A 14,303-nucleotide genomic window follows, 5' to 3' on the forward strand; every position below is an offset into this window, starting at 1 on the left:
CGCCGCAGCATGAACGAACTCCCGGCCCGTAAGGAAGAAGTTCTCCATGCCCAGGAAGAGGGTGTCGAATTCTGCGTTCTGCAGAACCCGGCCAAGATTCTTGGCGACGAAGCCGGCCACGTGCGCGGCATGCTCGTCGACAAGTACGAACTCGGCGAACCCGATGAAAAGGGCCGTCCGCGTCCGGTCAAGGTCGAAGGTGCAAGCTTCGAAATCGAATGCGACACCGTGCTCGTTGCTATCGGTAACGGTTCCAACCCGCTTATCAGCAACACCACGCCGGAACTCTCCGTCGACAAGAAGGGTCACATCCTTCTCGAAGATGCAACCGCCAACAAGACCTTCATGGAAAAGGTCTACGCCGGTGGTGACATCGTGCTGGGTGCCGCAACCGTGATCCTCGCCATGGGTGAGGGGCGCCGCGCTGCCGCAGGCATCAATGAATTCTTGAAAAAATAAGCTTCGCATTACGGCGTCTCCCCATAGAGGATAACTCCACTAAGGGGCGATGCCCCAAGTGTCGTATAGCTCGCCCCCTCACGTATTACAATACGCTACGGGGGCTCGGCTCCTGGTCCTGCTCGCTTCTTTTTCAAGACCTAAAGCGTTATAAGAGGATGGCTTTGCGCCATCTTCTTTTTTTCTTCTAGCTTCGGCTGGGTTGAACGGACAATCAAATTGTTGATTTGAAAAAAGGATGGCTCTTGCCATCCTTTTTTAATTGAGTTGAAAACGGAAAGGAACAGTGGAGGGGTTAAGCGGCGAAGGGGTAGGGTCCCATGCTTTCCAGCAGAAGACTCTGCAACTTCTTCTTGATTTGCCCGACGCAGGCTCGGGTGCAGCCCATGAACCTTGCGACTTCGGCGTCGGTGCAGTTGAGTCCGTTTTCGCACACTTCGGCGCAGGCGTCCAGGTATTCGGTCAGCCTGGGGTAGGGGCTTGCGATGCGACGGATTGCCTGAATGGCGTCCTTCTGGAAGCATTCCTCCTCGATGTCCTTTTCGTAGGGCATGTTCTTGAGAATATTCCAAGAACGAACCTCGTCGGAGTCGTCGTCGTTGAAGGAGCCGCTTTCGCCCGTGAAGTCGACGCAGATTTCGTGGGCGCTGCGCTTGGAGTTGCGGCGCTTTTCGTCGTCCAGAAACCAGTAACCCTTCTGGGTGATGTACGCCATGAACGGAACGCCCATGGTCGTATCGAACATCTTCACGGCGTTGCTGAAGACATCGAAGGCGTACCCCATCATGTAATCCTGGCGTTCCTTGGGGGAGTACCCGTTCAGACTGAAGTCAGGTTCGACCTGGTAGGACTTGCCGGTCATAATGCCGGTGAAGCTCGTTCCGCAGATGTCCCACAGCTCGCTGATGGCCTTGTTGCGGACGTCTTCGCGGATGGATGTCTGGGCAACCTGGATGAGGTTGTTGATATGGGTGTTCTGGGTGGCGTTGTTGGTCATGTTGCTGCTCCTTTGCATGATTCAAAGACGACGGAATACCCTTTGTAAGGACAAAGGTCAAAAACAGTAATTAAAGGGGATTTATTTAGCCAAACCGAGGGCTAATGCTGTACGGGGGGCGCAATGGGCGTTAGGAAACGGGGAACAAACTCTTTTAATCACACACATTCTTTCCACATTTTCAAATATAGCATAAGGTGAATGTCAGAAGTTGACATTTTTAAAGATTTTTTTGTGGGCGGAATAAAAAACGAAAAAAAGAAAGCCCCCATAATATATATCATGGGGGTAGTGGTCGATACAGAACTCGAATCTGTGACCTCTACCATGTCAAGGTAGCGCTCTAACCAACTGAGCTAATCGACCGAAGTGAGCACAAATATAGTAAAGGCGATTGTGCTTGTCAAGGGGGTAAATTACCTTTCCGATTCGGGGACCCAGTACCGCAGTCTGCCGGAAATGTGGATCGGGGGGAGCGTGTCAATGCAGGCTCCGGTGCGGCAATCCTTAAAATAGAGCTCCAAACGGGCCGTCCAGAGCGAATCCCCGATGATTTCGTCAAATCGGATGTAACTGCTGTCGGGGATGAGCGGGGCTTCCGAAGAGAATTCCTCGCGCATCCAGGTGACGTACTGGTAGCGTCCGTTGAGGCTTGCCCGGTCGACGGGGGGCAGGTTTTTGCCGGTCTGGGGGTTGTTCACCATTAGCGAAATCTGGTCGCCTCGTTTGCTTTCTTCGAGCCGGGTGCAGAAATAGAAGTAATGGTGGCTGTTGTTCACGTAAAAGGGCGGTTCCACGTCGTTTTTGGCGAGTTCTATGGTATAGGGGCCTTCGCCGTTGTAGGTGTACTTGATGTAGCCTCCGCCCTTGACTTCCCAGCTGCTGTTGATGTCGCTGCAGGCGAGTAGTGCAAATGCGAGTGCACCTAGGGTTAGTGCAGCTATTTTGCGGAAAGTCGAATTCATGCCCCTAAACTAGAAATTATCTTTGTTGAAGATTTGGCTATGAATGAAATTCTCAACAATGGTTGCCCTCGCATCATCCGTAGGCTGGATGTGGAGACTCCTCTCGGGGTGGTCCATCTGGCGGGGTTTGCTCAAAAACCGGACCACCGCTCGGTTATTTTCGACATTCTGTCCGAATTTTCGGGGGGGCCTGTAACGGCATCGGACCTTCAGGAATCCAAACAAGATCCCCGTCCGCGTTTTTCGAAGCTCGACTTTGATGCAAACTGGACTCATTCGGCAGGCTATTGCGTCCTAGCGTTTGGCGCCAGAGGGTCGCTTTCGGATCTGCGCATCGGGGTAGACCTCGAACGCTACTCGCCCAAACGGTTACACTTGGCGGAACGCTTCTTTAGCGCCGAAGAAGCCTCCTATGTCAAGTCGCTTGCTGTCTCTGGCTCGATTGACCCTTATGGTGAAAAAACGGCCGAAAGAGAATTTTTTAAGTTGTGGTGCCGCAAGGAAGCTTTTTACAAGTGTGTCGGTGGCGACTTTTTCGAAGGAACACTCCGCCGCCCCCTGCTCAATAATCCGGTGCAACTCGAAAAAGCAAAATCCCCGATGCATGGCACCGGAGATTTGGTCAAAGTTCATTTTGTAGATCTAGAAGGCGACGCTGTCGGGGCGACGGAGCCCTCGGCTCTGTGCATCGCCGTTTCCCGTCGCTAATTTGGCAGCTCCTGTTCTCCGCTTGCAATCGGTGCGTCGGGAGCCTTTCCGTCTTGCGGCACTTCGAGCGCATACAGCGGAAGGCTAATCAGCTCTTCCTCGTCGACGAGCAGTCGAATGATGTACTTGTCTGGGCGCTTGATCTGCAGGCGCTGCAGGTTGAGTACCATGTTCACCGCGGCGGTGTCGAACCCCTGTGCTACGGGTTCCAACGGAAACTTCGACTGCATCGGCGGCACAATCGGCTTGCCGCACACATCCTCGAAGACGAGCTTCAGGTCGTGCATGCCGGCTTCGCTGCGGGAATAACGGATGCGGAATGCTGTGGAACACTGCGGAATCACCAGCGGAAACTTTGAAAAGATTCTGTCAAAAGCCCCGAGGATATTCAGGCGGCCGCCAGCTCCATTGGCGGTAGCGGCGTCACAGATTGCAGCGATTTCAATGTTCATTACTTAATCTCCCAGTTGTCGGCCACGTACTTCATTACGAGCGGGCCGTTGTTGCGGCTTGCGCCGCCCGCGTTTTCGCGGGCGAGCATGGATAGGTAAATTTTGCCGGAACCGTCGATGTCGAGCATCGGACCCCAACCACGCAGGAAGTAGCCCTTGCTGTCGTAGAAGACAGTGTTGAAGTAGGGCAGCTGGTTTTCGCCGTGCAGGTGCCACTTGTTGTTTTCGTACCTGTAGACGTGAACCTGTGAGTAGTTTGCCCTACCGTTGTCGTCGACTGCGGCATAGATGATTCCGTTGCGGATTACAAAACTCATGTGGTAGGCGATGATGCCTTCGGAAATGGGGGAACTAGCGAACTTGCTATTCTGCTTGATCCACGAAATTTCGGTGCTTGTGATAGTTCCCTTGCCCATGCGCGGACCGTAGGTGTCTACGTCGCGGCTCAGGAATCCCATGTAGATGGTGGATCCGTCGCAGACGAGCTTGGGCTGGCTTACGTCTGTTGCGCTGAAGCCGTTCCACTTGATTTGCGTGTAGTCAGTCTTATAGAGACCGTAGTAGGCGGTGTAGCCGGTCGTAATGCCCATCACGATCAGCTTGCCGTCGCCATTGAAGACGGCTTCGACTTCGCGGTATTTCTGGTTGCCGTCAAACTTGCCGAACTTGGCGTTTGTGCTCCAGGTACTGCCGTTGAAGTCGTACAGGTAGATTTTCTGGTCATCGCTGTTCAGCAGCACGACATGCGGGTAGGATTCGGATTCCTTGCTCACGATTTTGGCCGCGAGGACCTTGGTAATTGTTGAACCGACCGACGAGAGCGCCGAGGTTCCGCCCGTTGACTTGTAGACGGAAAGCTTCTTGGAACTTTCGAGTGCGCCGACATAGAAGTTTCCGCCGTGGGCATTTGCGTAGATCTGTGAGATGGAATCGGTGAGCGAGATTGTTCCTAGCGACTTCCATTCGCTACCGTCGAACCGTGCCGCGGCAAGTACGTTCTTGCTTGTAAGGTAGGCCACAACGGGCTTGTCGTTTACAATCGCCATTGCAGGCATCGTGTTTACGCTTGTCTGCGCAAATACCGTGTCCTTGCCTTGGTTCTGCCATGCCCTTCGGAAGTAGACCTTGCGGCTGACTTCTTCGGCGCGGTGGCGGCTATAGAATGCCTTGCTCGGCGAAGTGGTCGTAGAGTCACGGTAGTCCAGGTAGATGGTCATGGAGCCTTCGTAGGTCTTGCGGATGAACGCCGCGTTGAATTCGGCTATGCTTGTGTCGATGCTTCCGTCGCTGTTGCCTTGGTAGAAGTTGTCATCGACATTGCTGAATTTCCACCAGAAGTCCTGCATGTTCTTGTTGCCGAGGTCGCCCATCTTGGATTTCTTGCCGTTCCAATCGGTGGTGTAGAAGTAGAGCGCTTCGTCATCGACCGATTCGTCGCCGCTCCACAGATAGACTGTGTCGGCTGCAGAAATGACGCCGATGGGGTGGTATTGCATCATGCGGACTTCGGTCGTGTCGCTGAAGGTTACCTTGGTGCTGGTTTCCTGTGCCGACACGATACAGTACATGTCTTTTTCCTTTTCGGAGTAGGTTGAGTCCTTTCCGATGCGGAATGACTTGCCGTTTGCGTTGTAGTCGTACTTGGGTACGGACTTTTCCATTGTCTTGCCGGTGGCCTTTTCCTTACATTCCCAGGTGAACCAGTCGATTCCCTGCCACACGTCGTTCACCGACGCGTCGAGCTCGAAGGCATCGCCAGGGTTCAGGTAGATGAGTTCCTGCTTCACCCAGATGAGCGGGATTTCCATCGAGAAGTTGATATTGATCGTGTCTGTTGCGGTGTTGCCATCGTTGTCGGTGACACGGGCGACGCAGTAGAAGGTTCCCTGTGCGGCGGGCGCCTTCCAGACGGTATCGTAGTCGCTAACCTTTTTCCAGCGGCTGTCGATCTGGTCGGGTGTGCCGCAGCTCCATTCGCGCTTGTCGATGCTGCCCGGGTCGGAGGGCAGAGCGTTGTTGTCGTGGGCTTCTGCATTCAAGGTGATGTTGTAGCCTTCGCGGACGGTAAGGCTCTTCTTTGCAACCTGAATGGTTGGAGGCGCCAAGATGATGTCAATCTTGACGGTGTCTTTTGCGGTGTTGCCATCGTCGTCGGTGACTCGCGCAATGCACTGGTAGCCGTTTTGCGGAGTGGAGGGCATCGTCATCGTCGTTCTCGGAGTCGAAGTTGAGCTGTAGGTGAAGCCGATGTTTTCGGCGGATGCCGCGCCGCAGCCCCATTCATACTTGACGATAGATCCGAGCGAGTCCATGGCGTGGGCGTTGAGCTCCACGACGTCCTTGATGGTGACCCTGTTGTAGTTCACATAGGCAGTCACTGTGGGAAGGCCGACAATCACCTTGTAGGTCGCCGTATCCCTTGCGGTGTTGCCGTCGTCGTCGGTAACTTGCACCACGCAGTAGTAAGCGTTGGTTGCGATAGACGGCATACGGACGGTCGTCTGCGAAGACTGCATCTCGTCCCAGGTGGGGTTCTTGAGTTCCTTCAGGTTGTCGCTGCAGGCGATTTCGTACTTGGCGATGTATCCGAGCTTGTCAGATGCGTTTGCCTTGACGGTCTGGTTGCTGTTGATCTTGACGGTATCCTTCTTGGTGTTCAGGCTCACGGTCGGCAGGTCCAGTAGCGTCTTGAAAATAAGCGTATCCATGCCTTCTTCGTTGTCGTCGTCGATTGCCTTGAAAATGCAGCGGTAGTTCGATGTCTCAGAACCGGGGAGTTGCACCTTGAACTGCACGTCGGAAACCGATGCAGCCGGGCTACCGAAGGTGGTGTCGTTGTCGAAGGCGACATTGCCGTTGCTGCAGCCCCACTTGATACTGTTGATGGTTCCGAACCGGTCGTTTGCCGAAACTTTCACCGTCACGATGGAGTTGATCTTGTATTCGTTGCTATTGTCGTTGGTAGTCGCTTTAATGGTTGGGGGATCTGCGATCACGTTTACGATGACGGTATCTGAACCAGAATTATCGAGGTTGTCGGTAACCTTGACGATGATCTTATAGGAGCCAACCTTGCTGAAGGCGAGGTCTGCTTCTTCTGTGGTGGGGCAGGTGTAGCCGGCAGAAAGGTTGCTGCTGCAGGTCCACTGCAGGGTGAGAGACTCGCTTAGTTTTCCCTTGTACGGCTTAACCTTGAAGTGTAGTGGGTCATTGATACTTACAGTGCTTTCAAAGCCGGGTTCGGTAAAGACTACGGCAGGGTTGTCCCCTAGGATACCGAATTTGACTTGGCTCTTCACGTCGGCGCCATTTTCCTTGTAGGTCACCGTCATGAAGTAGTCCTTGTCGGGGCTCGCTGAGGAAATGTCATCGTATGTAAGCGTGATGGTTGCAGAACCGTTTTCATCGACGGAGGTCTTTTGCGTCTGGGTTCCGCCGCCGATGTCCCAACTCCAGGTGATGTTTTCTGCGGCCGGGTAGGCGTCGATGACTTTAGCCGTGAAGACCAAACTTTCGCCTTGTCCGATACGGGCGTTTTGGCCTCCGTTCACGTTCAAGCTGATCGACGTGGCACTGACGACGATCGTCTGCTTCAGGGTTGTCTTGTTGCCCGCCTTGTCCGTAGCGCTGTATTCAAACTTGTGCTGCCCGTCGGTAAGGTTGTTCAGGGCGATGGGACAATTGTACACGGCATTGCCGTCGCTCTTGGTACAGTTGAGCTTTTGGGATTTTCCGTCAATCGATGCAGAGACTGTATCTAGGAAGGATCCCAGGTCGCGTGCGTAGATGGTCTGGTTGTAGTTGCGAGTCTTGAGCGTGTCAATGTTTTTTACAATCAGAACCGGCTTGACGGTGTCCTTGAGTTCAATTTCGTCCATACGAATCAGGTTTCCCGATTCGATGACCAGGTCCTTCACTGTCACGGAATTATATTCCTTCACCGAGTCAGAACTTGCGGTGGCGGTGTACTCACCGACATCGACTTTCACTGTGTAGTTGCCTTTGTCGTCGGTCGTTGCATCAAAGGTCTTGTTGCCGTTGTTGAAGGCAACGCGGATTCCCGAATGCGAGTCTCGGCCCTGGTACTTCGCCGTTCCGGTAAAGGTGCCCTGCGCTGAGCTCAGGTCGCCGATGTAGAAACTCCATGGACGGCTGGTTGCTTCTCCAGTCGAGATGCGCTTCATGTGTACGACATCGTAGCCGTCTGTCACGTACATGTCCCAGTAGATGCGGCCCGTCAGCTGCTTTGCGGGGTTCTTGATGAGCGTGATGACGTTCTTGCCGTTCTGGTCGATTGGTTCGAAGATGTTTGATGTGAATTCGGCTGCAATCAGGTCGTCCTCGGTGAAGGCCTTCTGCGGGGGCTGGCCGTTCTTCGAGACCTGTGCATAGATGAAATATTTCAGGTTCTGCGGATTGTCGTCGTCTTCGCCTTCGTAGTAGAAGTAGAATCGGTCGTTAATGTTGTGTCGGTCGCCGTCCTGCGGGTAGATTATCTTGAGCCTTGGAATCCTGTTGAAGTGCAGGTAGACGCTGTCGCGGGTCTCGTTGTTGTCGTCGTCGGTAACGATGATGTAGATTTTCTGGTTGCCGAGTGAGTCAATCTTTGCGTCTTTGTTCTTGATGGTGATGTAGAGCGAGTCGCTGTCTTCGGATTTTTCGTATTTCCAGGTTTTGGCGTCTCCCTTTCCGTTTGCGTCCAGGTCAACCTTGATGCTGGTGACGGTACCGAAGGAGTCACTTGCAAGAATTGGGAAGGTGATGTCTCCGTCGTGCTTGGTCCACAGCGTGTCCTTGGGAACAATCAGCGTGGGCTTCGTGTCAATGACCCTGACCCAGGCCTTCCGGGTCGCTATTCCAGATGTGTCGGTTGCGTTGTTGCCATCATAGGCGACGAACTTGGGCTCATACAGCCCCGGTTTCTTGTAGACCCAATCCTTTAGAACGGCGTTCTTGCCGGCAATGGTGGTATCCTTGCCGTCCTTCTTGGAAAGCACCCATTCAAACCCGTAGATTTTATCTACAAAGTAGGGGAGCACACCGAGCAGGTACACGGTATCGTTTACGGTGACCGTCAGGGTATCGGCGATGGTATCCGCTTCGCTTACGGCGGTGTTTGTCATGGAGTCAACGAACGCCTGCACGTCCGGAATGGCCTCCTTGAAGACGAAAACGCGGGAGTGGTTGTTTTTCAGGTTCACGTTCTCCTTGACGGAAGATTCCCTGGAACATCCGTAAAAGGCGACCATAAAAAAGACGCCAAGGGAAAACAACAAAAAATGGGGTACACGCATAGCACATCCTCAATTAAATTCTACACAATATTTTCAGTTAAAATCTATCTTTTTTATTTGAAAAGCGTGTGTGATATAACGCACCGATGGAGTCTGTTTTATGGAAGAAATCCCTCTTTGGTATAGTCTTGCTGTTTTTTTTGTGTTGGGCGCCTGTGTCGGCAGCTTCTACAACGTGATTGTCTACCGCATGCCGCGCGGAATTTCGCTGGTGAATCCGCCGTCGCATTGTCCACTTTGCAAAAAGCATATCCCGCTGTATTACAACCTGCCTATTATAGGTTGGATTATTCTAAGGGGAAAAAGCGCTTGTTGCAAGCAGCCTATCAGTATCATCTATCCTATCGGGGAATCGCTGTGCGGGCTGTTGGGAGCTCTTGCCCTGTATGCGGCAACTGGGTTTTCCACGAATTTTACTGCCCCGGTCGCAAGCCTTGAAGTCTGGGCCGACGCATTGGCCCTTTTCTGGCTCCTGCTCGGTATTTATCCGGTGAGCGCAGTTGATTTTAAGTACAAACTAATTCCCGATTCCATTTCGGTGGGCGGCATTGTCGCAGGCCTTGTCATCTCCTTTATTCCGGGAGGCATGACGCCGGTTGAAAGCATTGTGGGCGCTGTCGCAGCGGGTGGTGGACTTTACCTGCTGGGCTTTATTGCTTCGAAGGTGCTGCACAAGGATGCCATGGGCTTTGGCGATGTGAAGCTTTTGGCGGGTTTCGGCGCTATCATGGGGCTAACCCGTGCGGTCGAAGTGCTGGTGGTCGCCTCGATTCTTGGCATCTTGATTATGGTTCCGTACGCAAAGATTGCTGAATGCCGTGCTGCTAAAAAGACTGCACAAAATAAGGCTTCGCAAAATAAAAAAGATTCCGCCGATGAAGCGGAAGACGAGGGCGCTGGGCAGATTCCGTTCGGACCCTTCCTTGCGGTGGCCGCTCCTATCATTTACCTTTGGGGCGACGCTCTGAAAGAAATTTATTTGAAGTTTATCTTCGGCGAATAATCTACTTCTGTATTTCGTAGAAGGCGTAGAGCCAGGCCTTGAGACGGTTCCAGTTCTTGTCGTTCTTGTGCTTGATGAAGTCACCGAAGGAGTAGAGTGCCAGGTTCTGTAGCGGTGTTTCGCCAATCTGGATGTCCTTGATTCCGTAGAAGTCTTCGGAAAGCTTCAGGTCGGTATCGCGGATTGTTTTTCCATCTATGGCGATGACAAGATGCTTCTTGTGGATGGCGAGCGAGTAGTGGTGACGCTTGCCATCGAGTACGGCCGCCTTGCCATATTCCACGGAATCGGTCGATGCGGAATCGATGCCGTTGTAGACTCTTGCGCAGAGTGCGGTGGAATCCTTGCTGCAGCGGCGAATGTTGAATCCGAGACTGTCGGAACCTGCGCTCAGTAGAGTTGCGTCTTCGGCGAGATTTTCAAGTTCAAACCAGAAGCTGATGGCTACACTAGAATCCTCGGTAAAAACGCTGTTGTCGTAGCGCATGTCAAGAACCGTGTCGGTCGCGGGGCTTGCTACGAACTGGCGGAGCCTGGAGTCGGCACGATCGAAGTTTTGCCACTGGATTTCGCCGGCTACGGCCGTGAGCTTTGCCGTGGTACTGATGTGCGGCAAGGCTACCCAGTACATAATGGAGTCTTCGGAAACCCAGTCGCCACCCTGCGATGAAACCACGTTGCCCTGTTCATCCAGGAAAACTTCGCTATAGTCGTGTTCATAATAAGGCATCGACTTGTCGTGGTTTCCTTTCTCCTTGAGCGGAACGAGCAACGAGTCGAGTTGGGAGTCGTCCAGCGAATCGAGTAAGTCAAATTCCGGCAGCGAAAAATCCAGGCTGTAGAGAATGTTCGCATTGGCGTAGTTATTCACGAACAATGTGTCGTCTTCCTTGAAGTTCCAGAACACGTCCTTCGTGACGAGTTTCTTGCCGTTGTAGATTTCGATGGTCTTTTCACCTTCGTCGTTTTCGACAATCGGGATGTTCTCGATGATGGCGTAACCGTTCTTGGCATCGCTTTTGGTAATCTGCTTGCATTTGAGCAGTCCCGTGATGCAGATGGTGTCGCCAACCGAGAGCGAATCGTAGTCGACGGATAGCTTGAGCGTCGCGGGTTTCTGGAGCCGCACATAAATAGAGTCTTCGTCGTTTGTCTTTAGAATCTGTGCACCGGCGAAACCTTCGGTCGAGGCGATGACGCTGTAGGCGCCCTTGACATCTTCGAAGACTGCGTATTCGTGAGCGTCCACGGTGACGGAATCGTAGAATTCCGTCTTTCCGTCGACGATTCTTGCCAGGGTGTATGTGACCTTGGCTGATTTCGGCAGGTCGTAGTCCCAGCTGTATCCGGTATTGAAGGCGATGGTGTGCCCCGATTCGGTCTCGGTGAGCACGCCTGCGGTAGAGGTTCCCTTGTCGTCTTCGGGGAGCGCGCATGCGCTAAAAAGAGCCGCCATAAGTAAGGCGAGCGCTGCAAATTTTGTCGTTTCTCGTCTTGTCATGGTTTACTCCAAATTTGAGAACAGGTGAATATTCATTTGGTACACGCCGTCGGCTTGTTCCTTGTCTTCGCCGATGATGCGCCTTGCCTTCCCCTTGAATTCCTGCAGTTCGGCCTCGAGCTTCTTGTATGCCTCGCTCGAGATGCTGAACGTGAGCGTACTCATGACGGTCGGCTTCTTGGGCGGCGTGATGAGCGCCTGCTTCGAGAGTTCAAAACACTGCAGCTGGTACTGCTTGATGAGTTCCGCGTTGTTGTACGGCCCGCTGCTGATGCTTTCCTTGGTGGGTTTCCAGAAGCCTTCTTCGTTCTTGCGGGCAAGCCCGAGGCGTTCCAGCAGGGCGAGCGAATCCTTCAGCTTGCCGAGAGGGACCTTCGGGAAAATCCTCTTCTGCACGGGCGCCATGTCGTCGCCCACGTCCATCGCGTCCAATATGGCGAAGAGCGCGCTGTGGTACCAGCGGCTATAATATTCGTAGGCGTCTTCATTTAATATATGCTGCGGGTTCGGGTGCTGTTTCAGCAGTTCCTGCATCGCGGCGTTGCGGGCGGCATCGTTTTTCGCCTGGTCGAGTTCCACCATCGTCTCGAAGTACTTCGCCTCTTTCTTGTCGAGTTCGAGGATTTCGATGAACTTTGCCACCATACGGGGGCTGACCTTCTTGCCCCTGAGGACATCGGCAAAGTAGCTGCGGCTCTTCTCGAGCCCGAGCAGGTTGCAGATTTCGGTACGCGTGAAGCCCGGTTCCGCCTGTGCGCGGGCGGTCTGGTATTCTTCCAGGAACTTGCGGAAGTGCGTAAACTGGTATATGTCTAAAAAGCGATTCATCTTAAAATCCGGGTGCCATACACACTTATAATATAGATAAAAAACCCAAAAAAGTGAGAACTTTTTTGAGAACATTTGCGTTTTTTTAGGAATTTTTATATCGAATCTATTCCCTCGAACACGATCTCGTCGATTTCGAGGAAGCTTCCGCTACTGGCAAAGATGCTCACGAACCCGATTTCGTGGGCGATATTTTTCCATTCCACCTGGTACACGGATGCATTCAGCTTTTCCCTGCCGGGCCTGAACACGAATTCCTTCCAGGCGGTGTCGGCGGTCGCGTGCCAGAGTGATTTCTGGAAGTTGTTGTCGCCAAGATCCTTGTAGTGTTCCAGCGCGAAACTGAAATCGCAGTCCCCGCGAACCTTCATGCGGATGGCGGTGAGCGCGCTCAGATCATAATAGCCCGTGTCAAGCCCGAGATGCGTGCCGAGAAGCACGTAGCCGGAATCGCCCAGGTCGAACTGCAGCGAAAGATGTTTCCCGCGAGCACCGTCCACGATGGCTCCGCCGAACCCGCCTACAGAATCGGGCTTAATCCAGGTTGCCGTACCCGAGGCGATATAGTACCAGCCGTAGTTCCTGTAATTCTTCGCGAGGTTGTTCAGGCTGTCGCCATCGTCGAAATCCTCGAAGACGTATTCGCGGGTCTTTCCGGGAACGTTCACGAGCGTGTCGGCTTCGGCTCCTGCTTCGAGCGAGAACGTGGCGACAGCGGAATCTCCGGCGACCACGGTGAACATGCCTGCGGGGACGTGAGCGAATACGTAATCGCTTCCGGAGCGCGAGGCCATGTAGGGGGTAGATTCCAGGCGCAGGAATTCAAAGACCTCTTCGTCAGTCGTCGCTCCCGTACGCAGAGTGAGCGATGCCGACGGGGCGAGCTCGATTTGCGTCGCAATTTCGGTCTCGGATATGGCGGGCTTGAATTCGCTCCAGTTCATGAGTGCGGAATCTGCCCCGGCGATACCTTCGACAAAGCAGTTCCCGCTGGAACATTCTTCTGCGAGCGAATCGAAGTGGGCTAGTCCCGAATCGTTGGCGACGGCACTATTGACTACTGCAAAATCTGCCTTCGAATACAGGGTAACACGCGCCTGAGGAATCGGATCGCGATTTACATCATACACCGCGACGGCAATCCCGTTCGTTGTCTCGCTCGTGGCTCCCGCAGTTTCGGAGCCGCTGTCGGAACAACCGGCAAGCATAGCCACGCCCAATATTAAACACTCCACAGCCCTTTTCATCGTTCTTCCTTTTTCATCATCGGGAACAACTGGAAATTTAACTGATAAACGCTGTCGCAAATTTGCGAAGGCATCGCATTGACCACATTTACGATGGATTTTCGCGTCTCGGCGAGGATTTCGCGGATTTTTTCAATCTGTTTCGAGTCGAGCGCCATCGTGAGCGTGCTGATATCGCGCTTTTCCTTGGGGGTATCGGCGATGGACTTGCGGGCAAGTTCCGCAATGCTCGCCTGGTAGTCGCTGATGCAGGCGCTCAGCCAGTGTTCCTTCGTCTTGAGGTGGGCCTCGGTAGGCACCACGCGGCCGTCCTTGCGGGTATGCGCGAGCCCGAGCTGCAACAGCGCGTCTACTGCGGCCTGTACCTGCGTGGCGGTGAGTTTCGGGACGCTGCTCTCGCCGAGCTTTGCGGCATCCTGCGGGCCGCGGTAGTCGAACACGTCGAGGGCCGAACGTATCATCGGGTAGAACCACTGCTGAAAGTAGCGGTAGCGGGCTTCGTCCAGCTCGCGGCAGGCGGCAGGGCGCATCTTCTGCAGTGTCTCGAAATGCTTGCGCACCTGCTCGTCGGTTTTCGCCTTCCCGTAGGCGACCATCTCGCGGAAATACTCCGCCTTGGCTTCCTTGAACCGGAAGAACTGCACGAAAGTCTCGATGCACTTGGGCGAAACGTGGCGCTTGCCCTGCAAAATCTTTACCAGGAGGCTCGCATCCATGTTGACCGCAGTGGCGAACACGCGGTAGCTGAACGTCGGGTCCAGCGACTTTTCCAGTTCGTAGAACTCCTGCAAAAACTTGCGGTAGTCGGAATAGTCGTATATGTTGATCTTGTTTTTCGAAAACATGGCG

General features: G+C 53.5%; 11 protein-coding genes and 1 tRNA gene. 3 read left to right on the plus strand and 9 right to left on the minus strand.

From position 1 onward, the window contains the following. Positions 1-459, plus strand: a 459-nt coding sequence (locus tag ACKI61_RS07615) for an FAD-dependent oxidoreductase (protein WP_407457146.1), incomplete at its 5' end; no start/stop codon positions are given. 295 nt (positions 460-754) lie between these two features. Here ACKI61_RS07615 and ACKI61_RS07620 read toward each other — a convergent pair. The 3 genes from ACKI61_RS07620 to ACKI61_RS07630 all read right to left on the minus strand — a co-directional run bounded on the left by ACKI61_RS07620 (position 755) and on the right by ACKI61_RS07630 (position 2,421). Next, positions 755-1,456, minus strand: coding sequence for a hypothetical protein (locus ACKI61_RS07620; RefSeq protein WP_407457147.1), 702 nt, complete (start codon positions 1,454-1,456; stop codon positions 755-757). Positions 1,457-1,748: 292 nt separating this feature from the next. Further along, positions 1,749-1,822: transfer RNA gene (locus ACKI61_RS07625), tRNA-Val, on the minus strand. A 50-nt stretch (positions 1,823-1,872) separates the two neighbouring features. Further along, on the minus strand, positions 1,873-2,421 hold the full coding sequence (locus ACKI61_RS07630) for a hypothetical protein (protein WP_407457148.1): 549 nt from the start codon (positions 2,419-2,421) through the stop codon (positions 1,873-1,875). A gap of 39 nt (positions 2,422-2,460) precedes the next feature. Here ACKI61_RS07630 and ACKI61_RS07635 point away from each other — a divergent pair, with 39 nt between their 5' ends. After that, positions 2,461-3,129, plus strand: coding sequence for a 4'-phosphopantetheinyl transferase family protein (locus tag ACKI61_RS07635; RefSeq protein ID WP_407457149.1), 669 nt, complete (start codon positions 2,461-2,463; stop codon positions 3,127-3,129). Here ACKI61_RS07635 and ACKI61_RS07640 read toward each other — a convergent pair. Both ACKI61_RS07640 and ACKI61_RS07645 read right to left on the minus strand, forming a co-directional pair. Beyond that, positions 3,126-3,581 carry a DUF6941 family protein gene (locus tag ACKI61_RS07640; protein ID WP_407457150.1) on the minus strand — a complete coding sequence of 152 codons (456 nt, stop codon included), beginning with the start codon at positions 3,579-3,581 and terminating at the stop codon, positions 3,126-3,128. The genes ACKI61_RS07635 and ACKI61_RS07640 overlap by 4 nt on opposite strands. Then, positions 3,581-8,830, minus strand: a complete 5,250-nt coding sequence (locus ACKI61_RS07645) for a hypothetical protein (protein ID WP_407457151.1) — start codon at positions 8,828-8,830, stop codon at positions 3,581-3,583. Before ACKI61_RS07645 ends, ACKI61_RS07640 begins: the two co-directional genes overlap by 1 nt. A gap of 145 nt (positions 8,831-8,975) precedes the next feature. Between ACKI61_RS07645 and ACKI61_RS07650 the strand changes: the two genes are divergently transcribed. Next, the gene (locus tag ACKI61_RS07650) at positions 8,976-9,878 is read left to right on the plus strand and encodes a prepilin peptidase (protein WP_407457152.1); all 903 of its coding nucleotides are present in this window, start codon (positions 8,976-8,978) and stop codon (positions 9,876-9,878) included. 1 nt (position 9,879) lies between these two features. Here the strand turns inward: ACKI61_RS07650 and ACKI61_RS07655 are convergent, their stop codons facing one another. The 4 genes from ACKI61_RS07655 to ACKI61_RS07670 all read right to left on the minus strand — a co-directional run. Continuing rightward, positions 9,880-11,379 (minus strand): hypothetical protein, encoded by a 1,500-nt coding sequence (locus tag ACKI61_RS07655; RefSeq protein ID WP_407457153.1) that lies wholly within the window; start codon positions 11,377-11,379, stop codon positions 9,880-9,882. Between the two features lie 3 nt (positions 11,380-11,382). Then, on the minus strand, positions 11,383-12,207 hold the full coding sequence (locus ACKI61_RS07660; RefSeq protein WP_407457154.1) for a TIGR02147 family protein: 825 nt from the start codon (positions 12,205-12,207) through the stop codon (positions 11,383-11,385). Positions 12,208-12,302: 95 nt separating this feature from the next. Then, a complete protein-coding gene (locus ACKI61_RS07665) occupies positions 12,303-13,454 on the minus strand; it encodes a hypothetical protein (RefSeq protein WP_407457155.1) in 1,152 nt (383 codons plus the stop codon). Then, the coding region (locus tag ACKI61_RS07670) for a TIGR02147 family protein (RefSeq protein ID WP_407457156.1) at positions 13,451-14,303 on the minus strand (853 nt) is incomplete at its 5' end. The genes ACKI61_RS07665 and ACKI61_RS07670, both read right to left, overlap by 4 nt.

The organism is Fibrobacter sp., from assembly GCF_045601785.1.
GTDB lineage: Bacteria > Fibrobacterota > Fibrobacteria > Fibrobacterales > Fibrobacteraceae > Fibrobacter.